Origin of the sequence: uncultured Bifidobacterium sp. (assembly GCF_959020155.1) — a bacterium.
Classification (GTDB): domain Bacteria; phylum Actinomycetota; class Actinomycetes; order Actinomycetales; family Bifidobacteriaceae; genus Bifidobacterium.
Window position 1 is genome coordinate 153,559 of sequence record NZ_CAUERC010000001.1, and the last position, 16,256, is coordinate 169,814.

The following is a 16,256-nucleotide window of genomic DNA, read 5'->3' on the forward strand; positions in this document are numbered from 1 at the left end:
CAGTGGGGGGCATGACTTTGTTCCCCACGCAACCGAACATACCTTCGCCGACCACCGCCGCACGACCGGTCGCCGTTCCCGCGCCCGGCGTGTCGGCTCCGCTGGGTGCCGATGACGCCAAACGCGCACGTATCCTGGCCGACGCCATTCGGGCGAGGTTCGCCCAGACACTGGTGGGTCAGGATAATCTACGCGAATCGCTTATCGTGACCTTGGTGGCCGGCGGGCATATTCTTATCGAATCCGTGCCGGGCTTGGCCAAGACCACGGCCGCCCAGACGCTCGCCACCTGCGTATCCGGCTCGTTCAAGCGCGTGCAGTGCACTCCTGATCTCATGCCATCTGATCTGGTGGGCACGCAGGTCTTCGATTTTGCGTCGCAGAAGTTCACCACGCAGATCGGTCCGATTCACGCCAATTTCGTACTGCTGGACGAGATCAACCGTTCGAATGCCAAAACCCAGTCCGCCATGCTTGAGGCCATGGCCGAGGGTGCCACGACCATCGGCGGGCAGCGTATCGCCTTGCCCAAGCCGTTCATGGTGATCGCCACCGAGAATCCGATCGAGGAGGAGGGCACGTTCAACCTGCCCGAAGCCCAGATGGATCGTTTCATGATGAAGGCCGTCATGACCTATCCTTCGCCCGACGAAGAGGCTCGGATGCTGGCCATGCTCACCCGCCGCGGCTCCGATATGATCGGTCCCGACACCATCACCGGCGAACGCATTTCCGTGTCCGACGTTGTTTTTTTGCGCAAGGCGGCACGCCGCGTGCATGTTTCCGACGCGATCATGCGTTATGCGGTCGATATCACCGCCACGTCACGAGGTGCCGGCTCCCGCCCCATCAAGGGACTGTCGTCCTTGGTGCGTTTGGGCGCCTCGCCGCGCGCCACCATCGCCTTGACCCGTATCGGCCAGGCGAAGGCGTTGCTGTCCGGGCGCGACTATGTGGTACCCGAGGACCTCAAGGCGTTCGCTCATGAGGTGCTGCGCCACCGTATTATGCTGACGTTCGAGGCACTGGCCGATGGCGTGGTCAGCGATCAGATCGTCGACAAGATCGTCGAAACGGTTCCTGTTCCGTGAGTTCCGATTCCGTTCGCAAGAAGATCGAGGCCCTTGGCACTCAGCTGAGCCTGCCTACCGTAAGGAAGGCTTTGGGCGCGCTGGAGGGCGAACACGCATCCGGGCGTCGCGGCGGCAGCGGCGATGCGATGGATGTGCATGCCTATGAGCCAGGCGACGAATCCCGTCTTATCGATTGGAAGACCAGCGCCCGCCAAGGCCGCCCCATGGTGGTCGAGCGCGAGCGCCTGTCGACGTCACGGGTCTGGTTGCTGATGGACGTGGGCCTGGAGATGACTGGCGTATGCCCTTCCGGAGAACGCGCATGGCAGGTTGCCGCCAATGCGCTGCGTATGTTCGCCGCACTGTCGTTGCGCCGGTCGGACGATATTTCGCTGGTGTTCGGCGATGAGTCCAGTATCACCCGCGTGCCGTTCAACGGTGGGTTCGCGCAGTTCGAACGCACGCTGGACAAGGCGCTTGACCGTGATTGGGATCATCACCGTAATATCGACGCGCTGCTGGAATATGCGCGCCGTATCAAGGATCGCGAGGCATTGATCGTATTGGCCACCGATGAGCATGCGATGGAGGAGCGGCATATCACCACGATCCGTCGTATTACCCGCACCCATCCGATGGTGCTGATCGATGTGGCGACGATGAATCCGTTCAAGGCCGTCTCATCCCGCCACGCTCCCACCGACGGCTTGAGTGCACGGCGTGTGCCGGCATTCCTGCGCAACGCCAAGGCAGCGGCCGAGGTCGATACTCATCGCGCGTATATGGCCGCGGCTTTGGAACAGGAGCTCACCCGTGCCGGTTCCCATATCATTCGATCCGCATCCAGCGAATCCATGTTCGATCGTTTCGTCGCCCTGGTGTCCCGGGCATTGGCCCGCACCACACGCAATAGACTGGGTACTGCACCCGAACTGGTCGGACTGACTTTGGCTGGTGATCTATGATGCACAGCATGTTCCCCATCATCCCGCTCGCCACTGATCCCGGCGATCTCAGGCCCGTGGAGTCGTTGGCCTTGACCACTCCCCTGGTGGTGGCCATCATCGCATGCCTGTTGCTGGCGGTAGGTCTGATCGCGTTGATCATCATGCTGTCTCGCCCCGCACGCAAACCTCGGAACAGCGACCGCGCGCGTGGCGCTCATAGCAATGCCAGCTCCAAGGCCGAGTGGCGTGCCCGCATCGACGATGTGGTGGCCCGTCATGAATCCGGAGTACTGCCCCGGCATGAGGCTTTCGTCGAATTGTCCGTCATCGCCCGTGATTTCGCCGGTGCCGCATCAGGCAAGGAGCTTAGTTCCAGTACGCTGACCGATTTGGCGTACCTGAATCGCACGCCCGCGAATCGCCAAGGATTGGACGCATTGAAGCAGACCATTGGCGCGTTGTATCCACCGGAATTTGCCGATGATGCCCGCAACCGAATCGCCCAGACGACCAGCGTGCAGCAGGCCGCCGAGTGGGTGGCGAATCTGGTGGAAAGGTGGCGTTCATGATGCTGGCATGGCATTGGCCTTGGGCCGCTCTGGCCGGCGTCTTGGCGACGCTGGCGATTATCGTGCTGATTGTCGTGTTCGCCCGCCGTAACGCCGCCGACGACACCCCTGTATTCTCGATGGACGACGATCTCAATACCGAGCACGCTTCCCGCCTGTTCCGTCAATGGCGCGCTTTGGGCCGTCTCGCCATCAGCGTGCTGGTGCTTGCGCTGGCGCTGGCCATTGTGCTGGTGGCTCGCCCCAGCCAAGTGGATGCCGGTGACGAACGCGCTTCCAGCCGAGATATCGTCCTGTGTCTGGATGTGTCGGGGTCCACGCTCCCCTATGATCGCGAGGTCATCGACACCTATTTGGAACTGGTCAAGCATTTCGAGGGGGAACGTATCGGTTTGAGTATCTTCAACTCGACCTCACGCACGGTGTTCCCGCTGACCGACGACTACGAACTGGTCACCAAACAGTTGACCTCCGCCAGCAAGGCGCTGAAAGGCGTCGAGTCGCAGGATGACATCGATAAGATGTCCGATGCCGAATATCAGGACATCGCCAATTGGCTCGAAGGCACGCAGAACCGCAAGGACGCCACCTCCTTGATTGGCGACGGCGTGGTGTCTTGCGCGGCGATGCTCCCCGGTTTCGCTTATGGCGAAGCCAATCATGCGAATGCCGACCGTCAGCGTGCGGCATCCATCGTGCTGGCCACCGACAACGTCGTGTCGGGCAAGCCCACCTATTCGCTGACCGAAGCGTTGGATTTGACCCAGCAGACCAAAATCACCGTGGACGGCCTGTATTCCGGGCCGAAAGCCAGTGAATCGGACCAAACCACAACGGATATGAAGTCCGCGATCGAGTCGCATGGAGGCATCTTCCTCACCCAATCGAATGGCGCGTCGATAGATGAGCTGGTACGGGATATTCAGTCGCGTAGAGATACGGATGTGGAGAACAAGGCGAAATCCTCGATGGTGGACGCTCCCGGTCTGTGGACGCTTGCTCTGGCCGTGATACTCATTATCTGGATCGTATGTGCATGGAGGTTGAGGCGATGAACGGATTCACCTTCTCCCCCGCCTTGGGCTGGGTCGCCGGCGGACTGCTGGCGGCCGGGCTCGCCGTACTGGCCATTCTCGAAATCGCATTATTTGTTCGTCGCCGTGCTTCCAGTGACGAGACCGTGTGGGCTTGCATACGACGTACGCTTATGCTGCTCATCGTCGCGGTGATGGTACTGACTCCCAGCGTGGTATCGTCTACCACCTCACAGGCCATCAATGCCACCGACGTCATTGTGGCGGTGGATACCACCGGGTCGATGGCGGTGGCCGACGCCACATACGGGTCCGAGAAGACCATTACCCGCATCGATGCCGCACGCCAGGCCGTGCATGATGTGACCGCCGCTTATCCGGACGCCAGTTTCGCGGCGTTACGGTTCGGTGCTTCGGGGACGCTTGATGTGCCGCTGACCCCGGATGCGCCGGCCATCGATAATTGGGCCAACACGTTGGCGGTGGAAGCCACATCCGTGTCGGCGGGCTCCAGTCTGGATGCTCCGATCGATCAATTGCTGCTGACCGTGAAGTCGATTCGTGAAGCGCACCCGGATGATGCGATTGTGCTGTACCTCATCACTGACGGCGAACAGACCTCGAATGTGACGCGTCGTACGTTCTCGTCACTGCGCCAGTATCTCAATGATGGGTTTACCGTGGGCGTCGGCTCGACCGAGGGCGGCAAGATTCCCGTCATCGCCGATGGCGTCAGTGCCGGCGATTCCAACACCACGGACCACTGGGTGGTCGACCCGGATACCGGCGAACCCGGCATCTCCAAGATGGATGAGAAGAACCTTAAAGACATTGCCGACGAGATCAGTGGCACGTATGTGGCCGTGAACGCTTCACAGACTTTGGCGGATTCGGTTTCGGCCAAGTCGTCGAAGCAGTGGCGCATGACCACCACGGTCAGGGAACGCACACGCACCACGCCGGTGGTATGGCCGTTGGCCATTGCGTTGGCGATATTGCTTGCCATGGAAGTCGGTGCATGGATCGCAACCTCAAGGAGACTGCTGTGAGAAACAGTAACGAAATCCACGAGAACGATGGCTCGGCGAATACTCGGATGCGGGCGAAGTGTCCGCTTTGGGCACGTATCGTCCTGGCTTGTGGCGCCGTATTGCTGTTGCTGGTTGCCGGCGTGGCGGCAGTAAACCTGTCCGCTTCGATTACGTTCAATCAGGCCACCGCATCATTGAACGCCAATATCAAAGCGGCTCAGGACGAGTCCACGGATATCACCACGCTCAAGGCGCAACAGCAGCAGACCGACGCGCAATTCGACGAGGCCGGGCGAATGCGCACGCTTCTGTTGCCGCAAGTCAAGGACGCCATCGACACCAATGCTTCGATTTCTTCCGAGCTGACAAAGATCACCCTGAAACAGGCCGAGGCGCAGAACAGCGGTTCCGATTCCGGGCAAGCCCAGTCGGTACAGCAATCCGAGAATTCTTCATCCAATGCCAAAAAGGGCGGCGCGTTGACCGACGAACAGAAGAAGCAGGTCGAGGAGCTGATGAAGGCCAATCAGCAATCCACCGATACCCAGTCGAACACCACCCAATCCGAGCAGAAAGCGACGCAGAACAAGGGTACCGGGGCTACCAAGCCGTGGTAAGCAGTCGTTCACAGTTGTTCTTTTTTCTCACACCCTCACGGGTCATGGCTTTATCGCGGCTGTTTCCCGGTTTCGGCTGTCGGCTTTGGCATTTATCCAATTTTCGATAGGCCATGGCTGATCCAAGGTATGTCCAAACAGGCTATTTGTGGATAATCGTTACGACTATGCACAACACTTGGGGATAACTTCACCCAAAATCGGCAAGCTAGAACCACATTGGTCGTTCCGGCTGGACAAGCATGAGTCTTGTCCTTTTAGCTGGATATATGAATACCTACACCAGCAACCCAGCACCCATCGATCCCACCGGCGGCTTTGCCGGCAATACGGTGACGCCGTTCGATTACGGCACTTGCCCTTGCCATGCGGCGGTACAGCGTAGTCGCGACCTCGTGTCCGTCCAGCGTGCGGCCACACTGGCGCAATCGGACCAGACGGCGGTGGCCGTGAACCGCTCCAGCAACATCGTGTGGACCGGTAAAGCCGCCGATCTATTCCGATCGCGGCTCAGTCGCACCGCACAGTATTCGGCCAGTCTCGCGCAAGACATGGAGACCACCCACCGATTGGCTTGGGGGTCGTCATGAGCGAGCACGATTACTGGCAAGTGGAATCGTCCGTTTACGGCGGAGTGGGATATGCGCCAGCCACTCTTGAAGAATATGCCGCCATAGCCAAGGCTCTCGATGACGAGGCGGCAGGATTTGCGGCCATAGCCACGGCTTGGGAATCGGCCGCATTACAGTTGCAGTCACATCGGCATAGTGCGCCGATGTGCGTCACCTTGCAGTCGGGCGATCCGAGCGCCGTTGTTCCCGGCCATGTCACTGCACCATATGCCGCGCTGGGCAATCGGTGTTATGACCATGCAACGGCATGTCAGCGGTTGAGCGATGATCTGCGTGGCGCGGCCGATCTGCTGATTCGCGCACACTCTCTGTATTCTCAGGCGGAGATGACGGCTCGGCGCATGTTTACCGAATTATTGCAGGCCGGCACACAGGCCAAACCGGGATATGCCGCGGCGGGTGTTGCCGCTGTGGCGGCGGGCGGCTTTCTGGCCGGCTGGACTATTGACGGCAAACCGAACCCGGCATGGATGTCCACGTTCACCTATCCGTTCCAGGAAGGAGTGCTTAGCGGCGCGGGCGGAATCATTGGCGGCGTACCTATCGGCAAGAGCATTGCGCACACCGATGAGGTCAACAAGGCTGCGGGGAAAATCGCCAATTTCTCCGGCCCGGCGAAAGACGTCGTCCAAGGCAATCATCTGGACGTGCGCGAGGTGCAGGCGAATGCCGACGTTGTCCGCGCAAGCGGATCGGTGGCCGAGTCAATGGAGAATCTGCGCAGGCTCGCCGAAGAGCGGCTCGGCAAAATCGAGCTGAACAGCGGACTCGAATATGGGACCATCGCCATTCAACGCTATGAACGATCTGATGGAACCAACTCCTGGCTGGTCACCATCCCGGGTACCGATGGACAGCCTGACTCACCATTTGGCTGGGCGCAGAACGTGGAACTGATGAGCGCCGATCAGGAGCGCCGCAGGAAAGCGGACAGCGCTCGCATGGTTGCCGAGGCGATGCGTCAGGCAGGCATCGGCAAGGATGAGCCCGTGGCGCTGATCGGCCATTCCCAGGGTGGTATCGTTGCCGCCACGCTTGCCTCGGATTGGGCGGAGGAATATACCATCGAGCATGTGGTGACAGCCGGATCGCCGGTGGCCAATCATCCGATTCCGCAACGCACGTGGGTCACCAGCGTGGAAATCGATGATGAACTGGTCGCCGCACTGGATGGTGCCGCCAACCCGGTCACCGATAACTGGCTCACCGTACAAGGGCATGTATCGCCCGCGCCCGCGGCAACACCATCCACAGTGCATTCGGACGGCTCATGCACTCCCGGCGCAACGCCCATCACCGGTCTGACCCCATATGACGCCGCACCCGTGGCTGGTTCGACCAACGGCAGGGAGTTGTCGCACTGGATCAAATACCATCAGGCCGCCTATCAGAACGCCACCGACCTCGGCTCCCCCGCCGTGCAACGCCACGAAGCCCATTTCCAGGAAGTTATCAACGGAGAGCTCAAGGAAACCCGCTACTACCAAGGCCGCATGACCCAGTCCGCGACCATTGCCCCTAGCGAGCGAACCACCGAGTTCAGCACGTTCGGCGGTTAAAAGTAAATACCACACTTGACAGAGTTGTCAAGAAAGGAGTTAACAATATAATGACGAGTAGGAGATGGCTCATCAAACTGATGAAGCAAGCGGCAGAACGCAAGAATGTCACGTTTGAAAGTATCAGGCAAGGAGGGAGTCATGAGATATTCCAACTCGACGGACTTATGATTCCCCATCCCACGACATAACGAAATCGACAACAACCTCGCGGACATTATTTGCAAAGAAGCAGAAGCCAAACTCGGGAAAGGCTGGTATCAGCAGTGAAAACATATCAGGTCATCGTTCGCCCTGGCGAAAAATACTGGATTCTTGAGATTCCCGGTATCGGTTTCACGCAGGCAAGAACAACAGCAGAGATTGAAAGTATGGCACGCGACCTTATCACCGTCATGACACAAGATGCTGATTTCGCACTCACCGTAGAGACAAAGCTGCCGCAATCCGTGCAGGAGCATCTTGATGAAGCTCGGCGACTGCGCAAGGAAGAAGCGGAATGCAGATCGAACGCAGCGCGGGAAACTCGCGCCGCGGCACAAGAACTACATGGCATGGGTCTCGCCCTACAGCAAATAGGCGATATACTCGGGGTCTCACGGCAACGGGCACATCAACTTGTCAATGCTTAGCATCAATCGGCTACCCCACAATGCAATCACCGCAGAGACGCGGCTAGCGCCACTTTCCCGGGATTGTTGCGCCAGCATGCCCGAAACCCCCCTCTATCAGCGCAACATTCCCGGGAGAGTGGCGCGCAAAGAGTGTCAGGCGCGTCGCTCGATGAGTGCGCGGCCGGATGCGAGGCGGTCGAGCACACCGGTTTTGGCGATGGCCAGCATCAGATACCAGGCCATCACGCCGCTGATAAGCACGCCGCCGGTGACCTCGGAAATCATGTGCACAATGCCACGCGGGCTGACGAATGACACACCCACGTAGCGAAACAGCATCAGATATGTGCCGTATTCCAAGGCGACCAACGCACCGGATGCAATGGAAATCGGCAGATTGAACATGCGGTAACGGGTCAAGGCGAACGGAATCTCAGCGAAAACACCTTGCAACAGCGCCGAGATAATCACGAAGCCCAAATCGAACTGGCTACCAATCACCGTTTCGACCAGCGTGCCGATAAGGTTCACGTACAGCGCCGCTCCGGGTTTGCGCAGAATCAGCACCGCCAGCGTACCGGAGAAGTACCAGACGGCGTGCACGATGCTGGCGAAACCGGGCAGAATCGCGCCGAATACCGAAGAGATCGGCATGTACGCGAAGTTGAATCCCCAGAAGATCACGCCGCAGGCCGCGCCCAGTGTGGCACCGACCGCGATGTCCAACGGCTGCCATTTCAGCGACGATACGGCGACCGAACGTTTCGGAAGAGTATGAATGGTGGTTGCAGGCATGGTGATCTCCTAGCCTTAAAGGCCGCACACAGTAATCGAATCACGGGCGTTCCTTGACCTGTGCGGCTCGGGCGGGAACGCCACACCACAGTATAGCCGCTCGGTTCACGGCTGGAAGTACCCTTGGAGGTTATGAAGCTTACCGATATTTCCCCCGCAATCGCATTGACCCCGCTCGACGGCCGTTACCACAAGGCCACCGCCCCGCTCGTCGAATACATGAGCGAACCTGCCCTGAACCGCGAACGCATGCGTGTCGAAGTCGAATGGATGATTCTTCTGGCCAACGGCTTTGAGGGCAACGGCAACCAGCCAATCGTTGACGGCGTCAAGCCGTTCACTGCCGAAGAGCAGGCCTTCCTGCGCGCCATTCCCGAGGACTTCGGCGCCGAAGGCATCAAGCAGCACGCCGCTCATGAGGCCATCACCCACCACGATGTGAAGGCCGTGGAGTACTACATCGATGATCAGATCGACAAGGCTCCGGCCGAGCTGGCCAACATCAACGACGAGCTGAAGACCCTCGTGCACTTTGCCTGCACGTCCGAAGACATTAACAACCTCTCCATCGCCCGTTGCGTCAAGAACGCGATGGAAAACGTGTGGACCCCGGAGTTCAAGCGCATCATCGACCACCTCGCCGGCAAGGCCGAGGAATTCAAGGATATGCCGCTGCTCTCCCTCACCCACGGCCAGCCGGCCACACCGACCACGCTCGGCAAGGAGCTCGCCGTCTACGTCTACCGTCTGAACCGTCAGCTCAAGCACATCGAAAACCAGGAGTACTTGGGCAAGATCAACGGCGCGACCGGCACGTTCGGCGCCCACCTGGCCGCATGCCCGGATGTCGACTGGGTCGCCGTCTCCCGCGAATTCGTCACCAACCGCATGGGCCTGACCTGGAACCCGCTGACCACGCAGATCGAAAGCCACGACTGGCAGGCCGAGCTGTACTCCACCGTCTCCCACGCCAACCGCATCATGCACAACCTGTGTGTGGACGTGTGGATGTACATCTCCCGTGGAGTGTTCGCCCAGGTGCCGGTCAAGGGTGCCACTGGTTCCTCCACCATGCCGCACAAGGTCAACCCGATTCGTTTCGAGAACGCCGAAGCCAACTTCGAAATCAGCTGCTCGCTGCTTGACACCCTCTCCGCCACGCTGGTGGAATCCCGTTGGCAGCGCGATCTGACCGATTCGACCACCCAGCGCAACATCGGTTCCGCGCTCGGCTACTCCTTGCTCGCCCTGACCAACCTCATGGGCGGCCTTGAGTCCATCCACCCGAACACCCACGTCATCGAGCGTGAGCTTGATGAGAACTGGGAGGTGCTTGGCGAGCCGATCCAAACCGCCATGCGCGCCTGCGAGCTCAAGGGCCTGCCGGGCATGGACAAGCCGTACGAGAAGGTCAAGGAGCTTATGCGCGGCCACACCATCAACAAGGAACAGGTCGAGCAGTTCATCGACCAGCAGTCCTTCGACCCGGAAACCGCCGCTCGCTTGAAGGCTCTGACCCCCGCCACCTACACCGGTGTGGCCAGCCAGCTCGTCGCTTTCGGCCGCTGAGATAGGCGCGATGCGAGTCTCTCGAGTCCCTCGAGTCCCTCGAATCCTTCGCATCCACCACACTACTGCGCTGAGTCACAAACCGAACCGCAAACTGAACCGAACAAGGACAGGCGTCAGGTGACCATTTCATGACTACTGAACAGGATCAGTCCACTACGGAAGATCGCCCGAACAAGGCGACCTCCTCCACTACCGACCGGCCGATCGCCTCTGGTGACGGCCGGTCGGCCAGTTTTGCTGTCAGCGGACCGGACAGCCCGGCAACCGACGACAGCAACGATTCCGGACCATACATCGACGACATCGCTCCGCGCCGCACGCGCGACTTCGGCGACCTGACCCGAGCCGGTCTGTCGCTATTGATGGCCGCCGTGGTCATGGTGTTCGCCGTGTATCTGGGCGGCATGACGCGCGGCGTCGAATCCGACGCGCATACCGCCGCCCAAGCCATCAACTGGCTGGCTGCTTTCCCCTCCACCGTACTGACGCAGCTGGCCACCACGGTCATCGTAGTTATCGTGCTCGCTCAGTTGCTCTTGGCCCGCGAATGGCTGCAAGCTGCGGTGTCCGCGCTGGCCATGTTTGCCGGATACGGCATTGTGTGGGTCATATCGACGGCAATCAGCAGTCTGAACGATTTCACCCTGCCAATGGCACTGGTCTCAGCCGCCACCTCATACGGCTCCGGGCTGTTGCCCGACATCTACGCCGGCATGGCGTCCTTCCTGACCGCCGCCGGGCCACGCCGTACCCGCTCCACGGTCAAATGGAGTTGGAATATCCTGTATGCCATCGCCGCGGTGATGGTGGTGCTTTCGTGGCATTCGGTTACCGGCATGCTGGTTTCGATGGCCGCCGGTCGCACGGTGGGCATGCTGATCCGATTCGTGGTCGGCACGCAGAACAAGGGCGTGTGGGGCCAAGATCTGGTCGCCGCCCTGAAAGGCATCGGACTGGACACCGCCTCGCTGATTCGGCATCAGGAGCCCGGCGTCGGCCACGGTTCACTGGCCGTCACGCTGGACGACGATCTGGCCGAAGGCTCGCGCATCTACGATCTGGATACCACGGACAACCGTCGTTTCATCGTTTCCGTCATCGACGCGCAGACCCATACCGTCGGCTATCTGAAGCAGTTGTGGGACTGGGTGCGTTTCACCAGTGTGTCCATCCGACGTGACCGTTCCGTGCGTGACGCCGTCCAGCATCATTTCGCCATGCTGCTGGGTCTGCACAATATCAAACTGCCCGCGCCCGCACCCTACGGCATCGCCGATACCGACGAATCCGCGATTCTGGTGCTGGATGCACACACCATCGAACTGCCCGCCAACCTGAACACGCTTACCAAGGCGGATGCCGTGGCCTACATGCGCTACCTGTCCGTGGCGAGCCGGCGCGGCTATACGCACCGGCGCATCACGCCGGACACACTCGCCCGGCTTGAAGACGGCACCGCCGTGATTGCCGGCTGGCTCAACGGCGACAACGCTTCCGGTCCGGCCAACACCGCGCTCGACAAAGTTCAGCTGCTAGTGCTGTTCGCCGCGCTGATCGGCGTGGAACCGGCGGTGGAGGCCGCCCGCGAGGCGTGGGGAGACACGACTCTGACGGCCTTGGCCCCGTTCATTCAGAAGGTCGCGGTCCCCTCCCCCACGCGCGCGCTGGAATCCTGGGACAAGCAGCTGCTCAAGGGCCTGAGGAGTCGTATCACCGCGCTGGCTGACGAGGAGACGGTGGAATCCGCCGAACCGGTGACGCTGGCCCGATTCTCCTGGCGTTCGATGATCACCATGCTGCTGGTCATCGTGGCCGTGGTCGTGGTCTTCACCCAGCTGAAGCCCGAGGAGATCATCACCGCGCTGACCAACGCCAACCCGTTGATGGCGGTGGTGACGCTCGCGTTCGGTGTCTGCGGCTGGATCGGCTCGTCGATTTCGCTCGGTTCCCTGATGGCGCGGCACAAGCGTGACAATATGGGCGTCTTCATGAGCCAGGTGGCAGGCGGCTTCGCCACCGTATCCATGCCAGCCGGCGTGGGCCCCTCGTTCGTCAACCTGCAGTTCCTGCGCAAATCCGGCTATCGCAACACCCCGGCCACCGCAATCATGAGCGCCGCGCTCGTAGTGTATTACGCCGTGTACTTCTCCATGCTGGTCATCATCGGCCTGTTCACCGGCCGCAACATGTTCTCCGGCGCAATCCCGACAAACACGTTGGTTATCGTGCTGGGCGTGGTGGTCGTGGTGCTGTCCATTGCGATGATGATTCCGCCGTTGCGCCACTGGGTGACCCGTCGTCTTATGCCGCTGGCCAAGACGTATATCAACCAGCTGCTGGACGTGCTTTCCCAGCCCCGACAGCTCACAGTCAGCTGCCTGGGCGCGCTGTTCCAGAACGCGACCACTGGGCTCGCTTTCTGGGCGGCCCTGCAAGCGTTCGGCCATTCATCGAATCCGATTGAAACGACGTTCGTCTTCCTGCTGGCCTATGCATTGGGTTCCGCAGTGCCCACTCCAGGCGGTCTGGGCGGTGTGGAAGCGGCGCTGACATTCGCGTTCGTGGCGGTCGGAGTGCCGCAGGGCGTGGCGCTTTCCGCCACTTTGCTGCACCGCGTGGTGTTCTACTGGCTGCGCATTCCGCTGGGCGCGGCGGCCATGAAGTGGCTTGACAAGCATAATCTTGTCTGATTCGTCTATTTTCATACCCCCTTCGGGGAAATAGATGTGAAAACCCTTATAAAACGCGGGTTTTCGCAGAAACATGCGCTAGTATCATTGATGACAACATGGACTAAGCAAAAGTGCTTGTCCCCTGACCCAAGAAGGATGCTTTATGGCATACAACAAGTCTGACCTCGTTTCGAAGATCGCCCAGAAGTCCAACCTGACCAAGGCTCAGGCCGAGGCTGCTGTTAACGCCTTCCAGGATGTGTTCGTCGAGGCCATGAAGTCCGGCGAAGGCCTGAAGCTCACCGGCCTGTTCTCCGCTGAGCGCGTCAAGCGCGCCGCTCGCACCGGCCGCAACCCGCGCACTGGCGAGCAGATTGACATTCCGGCTTCCTACGGCGTTCGTATCTCCGCTGGCTCCCTGCTGAAGAAGGCCGTCACCGAGTGACCTTCTGCTCGTAGCGATTACTTCGAGCATTACTGACGACAAAGACCCCGACCGAGATGGTCGGGGTCTTTTTGTTGTGGTGCTGTGACGTGTTGTCCAACCGTATTATTCCGGACTAGTTCAGCGCTTCCATAAGCTGCTCGAATCCCAGGGTGGGCTCGGCCTCGAAGGGATCGAGGAGTATGGCTTCCCGGCGTTCGGGGGCGGTCAGGGCCAGGTGGGTCCAGTCGGCGGAGAACTGGGCTCCGACGTTCAGGGCCGCGTCCACGAACCGGCCACGCAGGGCGGCACGGGTGTCGGTCGGCGGATTGTGCACGGCGTATTCCACGTTGTCTCCTGTCAGCAGCTCACGCATCTGGTTGCGGGCTACGAGCGAACCGTACAGGCGACCGTTGGCGATGTCGTGGTAGTCGAGCTCAAGCTGTTCCATCTGGGCGAAGGTGACGTCCGGGCGACGGCGTTTGAGCGCGTCGAACAGACGCTTCTTGGCGGCCCAGTCCACGCGGTCGGCGAGCGCATCGTATGCACCACGCTCCAGCGCGTCCAGAACGCGGCTCCACTCCCCCATAATCGTGTCGATCGTGGTGGCCGGCAGCGAACTTGCCAGCGCATCGCCATGGGTTTCGATGAAGGCCTTGACCGCCGCATAATACCGGCGCTGCAGACCCAGTGCGGACACGGATTCGCCTGATTCGAGCGTCAGTTCGGCGCGCGGATTGTCAAGGAATCGACTGACCGTGCGATTGGCGGCAGCCGGATCAGCAAAGGCATACTGCTCGAATCCGGACGGAACGCCATGGCGGAAGGCGTCTTCGATCGCGCACAGCACAAGGTGCGTGACGGCAAGCTTCATCCATGTGGACCATTGCGAACGGTTCGAGTCGCCGATGATCACATGCAGCCGGCGGAAGGAGTCGGGGTCGGCGTGCGGTTCGTCGCGCGTGTTGACCATCGGGCGGGAGCGGGTGGTGGCCGAGGAGACGGCCTCGTCCAGGAAGTCCGCGCGCTGGGTGATCTGGAAGCCGTCCGGGGTCATGCGGCCGGCACCGGTGTACAGCTGGCGGGTGATGAGGAACGGCAGCAGCTGGTGTTCGATGGTCTCCAACGGCACGAAGCGGCGGACCAGGTAGTTTTCGTGGCAGCCGAAGGCGTGGCCGGCGGAGTCGACGTTGTTTTTGAACACATGGATCGTGGCGTGTGCGCCGTAGGATTCGCGCAGCTTGCGCTGGGCCTTCAGGGCTAGGTTGCGCATCACGTGTTCGCCGGCGAGGTCCTGGGCCAGGGCCTCGCGCGGGTCGCGCGCTTCGGCGGTGGCGTATTCGGGGTGGGATCCGACGTCCAGATACAGACGTGAGCCATTGGCCAGATACGTGTTGGTGGAGCGGGAACGGGAGACGATGGGCTGGAACATGGTCATCGCCACCTGGCCGGCGTCCACGGGGCGTTCGGCACCGGTGACCGCCACGCCGTATTCGGTTTCGACGCCGAAAATACGGCAGAACCCGTCCATCTCGGCGGATGGTACGGGTTCCGTGGCGTGCAGGGAGCGGGTGCCGCTGTCACGCAGTTGGGGCATCACTCGCCGCCTTTTTGCACGAAGCTGTTGACGTATTCCTCGGCGTTGGTTTCCAAGGCGGATTCGATGTCGTCGAGGATGTCGTCCAACACGTCGGCTTGGTCGGTGGACTCGGTTTGGGCGGCGGCCTGCGTGGTGGCGAGGGCGTCGTCTTCCTGGGTCGCGGCCTGCTGTGCTTGAGGTTGTTCGAATTGTTGTGGCATGTTGTCTTCTTCTTGGGTTGTCAAACTCCCCTCAGTCAGCCTTCGGCCGACGGCTCCCCTCACCCGAGGGGAACCGGAGGAGACAGGAATTATCGAATTATCGCTGGTTGATGGAGTCGGGCCACGGATACTGGTGCAGGTAATGCTGTAGTTCGCGGATGATGAGTCCGTTGGAGGCCACTACATCGTTATCGTGACGCCAGTGGATGCGTTCGCCGTCCCAACGGCTCAGCGTGCCCTGCGCCTCCCAGACCACCACGGTGCCGGCGGCGATGGCGGGGATATCCCACACGTGCAGCATCGGCTCGAAGTAGGCGTCGTAGGTGCCGTCGGCCACTTTGCACAGGTCGAGCGAGGCAGGGCCCACACGCTTGATGTCGGCCGGGCGTCCGGCGAGCGAGGATGCCACGTCGAGCGCACGCTGCGATTCGCCGGGCAAGAAGGACATGCCGTAGCCCAGCACGGAACCATCCAGTGAGGAGGTCATCGACGGCACGACTTTGTCGCGCTTTTCGCCGACCGTGGTTTTGTGGATGCGCACGGCGCCCGCTCCCCTGGCGGCCAGGTAGGTCAGGCCGAGGGCCGGGGCGTGCACGATGCCGATGATCGGCTTGGGCTCATTGTCCGGGCCGAATTCGAACAGGGCGGCGGTCACTGTCCATTCGCTCATATGGCGTACGTAGTTGATCACACCGTCGATTTTGCCGATGTACCAGTAACGCTGGCCGGGGCGGCTTTCGGCGGGTCGGGTGGTCCAGAAGCCGTCGAAGTGGGCGATGTCGGCGATTCTGGAGCTCATAAAGCGCAAAATCTTGCTGTCGACTTCGAGCTTATAGCGGGGACCACGATCCGCGTTCTCGGCGCTCGGCTGGGCGAGGTTACGCGGATTGAGCTGGTCGTGGAGGGCATGCTGACCG

General features: G+C 60.7%; 16 protein-coding genes. 12 read left to right on the forward strand and 4 right to left on the reverse strand.

Annotated features, from left to right (window positions below):
* Positions 1-11: 11 nt before the first annotated feature.
* The 9 genes from Q5H31_RS00670 to Q5H31_RS00710 all read left to right on the forward strand — a co-directional run bounded on the left by Q5H31_RS00670 (position 12) and on the right by Q5H31_RS00710 (position 8,094).
* Positions 12-1,091, forward strand: a complete 1,080-nt coding sequence (locus Q5H31_RS00670; RefSeq protein ID WP_047379832.1) for a MoxR family ATPase — start codon at positions 12-14, stop codon at positions 1,089-1,091.
* Complete coding sequence (locus tag Q5H31_RS00675; RefSeq protein ID WP_007053182.1) at positions 1,088-2,038, forward strand: DUF58 domain-containing protein; 951 nt, start codon at positions 1,088-1,090, stop codon at positions 2,036-2,038. The genes Q5H31_RS00670 and Q5H31_RS00675 overlap by 4 nt, the downstream gene beginning before the upstream one ends.
* Positions 2,035-2,589: a hypothetical protein gene (locus Q5H31_RS00680; RefSeq protein WP_302457375.1), complete on the forward strand. Its 555-nt coding sequence runs from the start codon at positions 2,035-2,037 to the stop codon at positions 2,587-2,589. The genes Q5H31_RS00675 and Q5H31_RS00680 overlap by 4 nt, the downstream gene beginning before the upstream one ends.
* On the forward strand, positions 2,586-3,644 hold the full coding sequence (locus tag Q5H31_RS00685; RefSeq protein ID WP_007053180.1) for a VWA domain-containing protein: 1,059 nt from the start codon (positions 2,586-2,588) through the stop codon (positions 3,642-3,644). The genes Q5H31_RS00680 and Q5H31_RS00685 overlap by 4 nt, the downstream gene beginning before the upstream one ends.
* A complete protein-coding gene (locus tag Q5H31_RS00690; RefSeq protein ID WP_008782716.1) occupies positions 3,641-4,672 on the forward strand; it encodes a VWA domain-containing protein in 1,032 nt (343 codons plus the stop codon). The genes Q5H31_RS00685 and Q5H31_RS00690 overlap by 4 nt, the downstream gene beginning before the upstream one ends.
* A 101-nt stretch (positions 4,673-4,773) precedes the next feature.
* Positions 4,774-5,271, forward strand: coding sequence for a DUF6466 family protein (locus Q5H31_RS00695; protein WP_032738516.1), 498 nt, complete (start codon positions 4,774-4,776; stop codon positions 5,269-5,271).
* A 269-nt stretch (positions 5,272-5,540) separates the two neighbouring features.
* Positions 5,541-5,861 carry a hypothetical protein gene (locus Q5H31_RS00700; RefSeq protein ID WP_007057193.1) on the forward strand — a complete coding sequence of 107 codons (321 nt, stop codon included), beginning with the start codon at positions 5,541-5,543 and terminating at the stop codon, positions 5,859-5,861.
* The gene (locus Q5H31_RS00705; protein WP_007057153.1) at positions 5,858-7,462 is read left to right on the forward strand and encodes an alpha/beta fold hydrolase; all 1,605 of its coding nucleotides are present in this window, start codon (positions 5,858-5,860) and stop codon (positions 7,460-7,462) included. The genes Q5H31_RS00700 and Q5H31_RS00705 overlap by 4 nt, the downstream gene beginning before the upstream one ends.
* Before the next feature lie 266 nt (positions 7,463-7,728).
* Positions 7,729-8,094, forward strand: coding sequence for a hypothetical protein (locus Q5H31_RS00710; protein WP_007053174.1), 366 nt, complete (start codon positions 7,729-7,731; stop codon positions 8,092-8,094).
* Positions 8,095-8,229: 135 nt separating this feature from the next.
* On the opposite strand, the gene Q5H31_RS00715 is transcribed toward Q5H31_RS00710, so the two are convergent.
* On the reverse strand, positions 8,230-8,871 hold the full coding sequence (locus tag Q5H31_RS00715; protein WP_029679661.1) for an ECF transporter S component: 642 nt from the start codon (positions 8,869-8,871) through the stop codon (positions 8,230-8,232).
* Positions 8,872-9,003: 132 nt separating this feature from the next.
* Between Q5H31_RS00715 and purB the strand changes: the two genes are divergently transcribed.
* The 3 genes from purB to Q5H31_RS00730 all read left to right on the forward strand — a co-directional run bounded on the left by purB (position 9,004) and on the right by Q5H31_RS00730 (position 13,560).
* Positions 9,004-10,440 carry an adenylosuccinate lyase gene (purB, locus tag Q5H31_RS00720; protein ID WP_077382757.1) on the forward strand — a complete coding sequence of 479 codons (1,437 nt, stop codon included), beginning with the start codon at positions 9,004-9,006 and terminating at the stop codon, positions 10,438-10,440.
* Between the two features lie 131 nt (positions 10,441-10,571).
* Positions 10,572-13,133 carry a lysylphosphatidylglycerol synthase transmembrane domain-containing protein gene (locus Q5H31_RS00725; protein WP_007057178.1) on the forward strand — a complete coding sequence of 854 codons (2,562 nt, stop codon included), beginning with the start codon at positions 10,572-10,574 and terminating at the stop codon, positions 13,131-13,133.
* A gap of 145 nt (positions 13,134-13,278) precedes the next feature.
* Positions 13,279-13,560: an HU family DNA-binding protein gene (locus Q5H31_RS00730; protein WP_007053170.1), complete on the forward strand. Its 282-nt coding sequence runs from the start codon at positions 13,279-13,281 to the stop codon at positions 13,558-13,560.
* 115 nt (positions 13,561-13,675) lie between these two features.
* On the opposite strand, the gene pafA is transcribed toward Q5H31_RS00730, so the two are convergent.
* From pafA to Q5H31_RS00745, 3 genes are all read right to left on the reverse strand, one after another.
* A complete protein-coding gene (gene pafA, locus Q5H31_RS00735) occupies positions 13,676-15,136 on the reverse strand; it encodes a Pup--protein ligase (protein ID WP_007055593.1) in 1,461 nt (486 codons plus the stop codon).
* A complete protein-coding gene (locus Q5H31_RS00740) occupies positions 15,136-15,339 on the reverse strand; it encodes a ubiquitin-like protein Pup (RefSeq protein WP_007057184.1) in 204 nt (67 codons plus the stop codon). Before Q5H31_RS00740 ends, pafA begins: the two co-directional genes overlap by 1 nt.
* 97 nt (positions 15,340-15,436) lie before the next feature.
* Positions 15,437-16,256 (reverse strand): inositol monophosphatase family protein (locus Q5H31_RS00745; RefSeq protein ID WP_302457376.1); only part of this gene is annotated, 820 nt, incomplete at its 5' end.

What these genes read in the sequence shown, in the direction of transcription:
- Q5H31_RS00670 (WP_047379832.1), top strand. Translation starts at nt 12, where the DNA reads ATGACTTTGTTCCCCACGCAACCGAACATACCTTCGCCGACCACCGCC.
- Q5H31_RS00680 (WP_302457375.1), top strand. Translation starts at nt 2,035, where the DNA reads ATGATGCACAGCATGTTCCCCATCATCCCGCTCGCCACTGATCCCGGC.
- Q5H31_RS00685 (WP_007053180.1), top strand. Translation starts at nt 2,586, where the DNA reads ATGATGCTGGCATGGCATTGGCCTTGGGCCGCTCTGGCCGGCGTCTTG.
- Q5H31_RS00690 (WP_008782716.1), top strand. Translation starts at nt 3,641, where the DNA reads ATGAACGGATTCACCTTCTCCCCCGCCTTGGGCTGGGTCGCCGGCGGA.
- Q5H31_RS00700 (WP_007057193.1), top strand. Translation starts at nt 5,541, where the DNA reads ATGAATACCTACACCAGCAACCCAGCACCCATCGATCCCACCGGCGGC.
- Q5H31_RS00705 (WP_007057153.1), top strand. Translation starts at nt 5,858, where the DNA reads ATGAGCGAGCACGATTACTGGCAAGTGGAATCGTCCGTTTACGGCGGA.
- Q5H31_RS00715 (WP_029679661.1), bottom strand. Translation starts at nt 8,871, where the DNA reads ATGCCTGCAACCACCATTCATACTCTTCCGAAACGTTCGGTCGCCGTA.
- purB (WP_077382757.1), top strand. Translation starts at nt 9,004, where the DNA reads ATGAAGCTTACCGATATTTCCCCCGCAATCGCATTGACCCCGCTCGAC.
- Q5H31_RS00725 (WP_007057178.1), top strand. Translation starts at nt 10,572, where the DNA reads ATGACTACTGAACAGGATCAGTCCACTACGGAAGATCGCCCGAACAAG.
- Q5H31_RS00730 (WP_007053170.1), top strand. Translation starts at nt 13,279, where the DNA reads ATGGCATACAACAAGTCTGACCTCGTTTCGAAGATCGCCCAGAAGTCC.
- pafA (WP_007055593.1), bottom strand. Translation starts at nt 15,136, where the DNA reads ATGCCCCAACTGCGTGACAGCGGCACCCGCTCCCTGCACGCCACGGAA.
- Q5H31_RS00740 (WP_007057184.1), bottom strand. Translation starts at nt 15,339, where the DNA reads ATGCCACAACAATTCGAACAACCTCAAGCACAGCAGGCCGCGACCCAG.